The organism is Dietzia sp. DQ12-76 (genome assembly GCF_014145045.1).
Taxonomy (GTDB): domain Bacteria; phylum Actinomycetota; class Actinomycetes; order Mycobacteriales; family Mycobacteriaceae; genus Dietzia.
On record NZ_JAALDV010000414.1, the window covers coordinates 1 to 1,664 of the forward strand.

At 70.2% G+C, this 1,664-nt stretch carries 1 protein-coding gene; it reads right to left on the reverse strand.

Going from position 1 to position 1,664, the window contains the following annotated elements:
* Positions 1-1,349: proton-conducting transporter transmembrane domain-containing protein (locus tag G6019_RS13600; protein ID WP_309230238.1), on the reverse strand; the 1,349-nt coding region annotated here is incomplete at its 3' end.
* Positions 1,350-1,664 lie beyond the last annotated feature (315 nt).

A 1,664-nucleotide genomic window follows, 5' to 3' on the forward strand; every position in this document is an offset into this window, starting at 1 on the left:
GCCTCGATGGTCTCCGGGGTGCTGTGCACCGGTTCGGGCCCGGGACCCGCCGGCGGGCCGTGGGTGACGAACCCGCCGAGCAGGAAGCGCGCGGAGTAGGCGAAGGTGAACGTGGCGGCGAACACCGCCAGCGCGCCGAGCGCGGGACCGGCCCACGCGCCCCCCGGCGCGTCGAGCATGGACTTGAACATCCACTCCTTGGACACGAAGCCCAACAGAGGGGGCAGCCCCGCCATCGATGCCGCGGCCAGGCCAACACCGATCGCGGTGCCGGGCATGATGCGGTACAGCCGCGGCAGGCCGCTCATGGCGCGGGTGCCGGTCTGGTGGTCGACCACGCCCACGAACATGAACAGGGACGACTTGAACAGCGCGTGGGCGATGGTGTGGATGATCGCGGCGACCATGGCGGCCGGGGTGCCCACGCCGATCGTCGCCACCAGGAAGCCCAGCTGGCTGATCGTGGAGTAGGCGAGCAGTTCCTTGAGGTCGTCGCGCTGCATGGCGAACACGGCGCCGAGGACCGCGGTGGTCATACCGCAGGTGATGAGCAGCAGATTCCACACCGGGACGTCGTGCAGCGCCTCGGAGAACCGCAGCAGCAGGTAGATGCCGGCCTTGACCATGGCGGCGGCGTGCAGATACGCGCTGACCGGGGTCGCCGCGACCATCGCGTCGGGCAACCACGCCTGGAACGGGAACTGGGCGGACTTGGTGAACGCGGCCATGGCGATGAGCACCGCGATGACGGCCGCGAAGGCGGGGTCGGCGGACCACACCGGGTCGACCAGGATCTCCGACAGGACCGTGGTACCGGTGCGGACCACCATGAGCGCCGCGGCGGTGAGCAGACAGAGCCCGCCGGCGACGGTGACGAGCAACGTCCGCACGGCGGGTTGCGTGCCCTTGGGGCCCGCGAGCGTGATGAGGAAGAACGAGCAGAGGGTCGTGAATTCCCATGCGACGAAGAGCACCACCACGTCGTCCGCCAGGACGAGCCCGAGCATGGACGCGGCGAACAGCGTCATCAGGCCGTAGTACCCACCGTGGCCCGAGCCGCGTCCGAGGTACCGGGACGAGTAGGCCATCACCACGGCCCCGATCCCGAGGACGATCATGGTGAACACGCGGGCCAGCGGATCGAGGGACAGACGGAGTTCGACACCGAGTGCGGGCATCCACTCGACCGACGCGACGGTGTCGACGGGGATGGCGAACCAGATGTACAGGGCGAGGCCGCCGAGCATGGCGGCGAGCGGCCACCCCGCGTCCCGCCCCATCGTGCGGGCCAGCAACGGTGAGATCGCCGCGATGCCGAAGGCCACTGCGAGGGCGAGGGTCAAGGTCACGTGCCGTTGGCTCCGGTGGTGGTCGGGGTGGGCGTCGGAACAGACCCGTGGGAACCGAGCCCGCGGACCCAGGTTAACACTCCCGATCGGGACGGATTCGAGCAGGATTCAGGGGCATGCCGAATGACCTGCGGGAACGGGTGCTCTACATCACTACCATCCACGGCATGCCCCCCACCCCCATCCCCAGTGCAGCCGACAGGACGGACGACCCGGCGGATGAGCCCGCGGACGGCCGGACCGACGACCGGACCGACGACCGGGAGCGTGACCCGGCGGGTGAGCCGGTCGCCGCGACCCCGGACGCACCGGGGC